Consider the following 668-nt stretch of genomic DNA (forward strand, 5'->3'; position numbering starts at 1 on the left):
TTTCTCTGCTGGCTACTTTGCATGATGACCAAGGGCGAGTTGCAATAGAGGGCTTCTACGAAGGCGTTCCAGAGCTTTCCGCAGCAATGCGGGAGGAATTTAAGAAGCAAAATCATAACGAAGAAGAATTGAGAACTAAACTCGGACTCGAAGCATTGTACGGGGAAGAAGGCTATTCTTTTGTGGAGCGAATTGGTGCAAGGCCGACTCTTGAGCTGAATGGCGTGTATGGCGGTTTTCAAGGCGAGGGTACCAAAACAGTCATTCCCAAGGAAGCACNTGTCACTCATATGGAGTCACATATTCCAGTAGGAGCGAAGCTTGTTGTGAAGCGCGGTGAAAAAGCTCGTGCCTTCAACATGGACCCGTCCATCCCAGTGCTGCAAAAGGCAGCTGACGCCTATGAGGAAGTGTATGGCACACGTGCTCTGTTTACTAAGGATGGCGGATCAATTCCGATTGTTGAGACGTTCTCTCGTGTATTAGAGGCTCCCGTCGTTATGATGGGTTTTGGCCTGCCTGATGAGAATCTACATGCACCTAATGAGCATTTTAATCTGGAGAATTTCGACAAGGGATTGTTAACGATTGTTTCTTTTTTGAAACGGCTTTAAACTGATACTAAAATATAACCATTGAATAAACGTAAAAGCAGCTACCGCAGAGGA

General features: G+C 46.2%; 1 protein-coding gene. It reads left to right on the top strand.

Annotated elements, in window-relative coordinates; all coding sequences use genetic code 11:
- On the top strand, positions 1–614 hold a 614-nt coding region (locus OB236_RS08530), incomplete at its 5' end, for a M20/M25/M40 family metallo-hydrolase (RefSeq protein WP_262683573.1).
- Between the last annotated feature and the right edge of the window lie 54 nt (positions 615–668).

This window comes from Paenibacillus baimaensis (assembly GCF_025567575.1).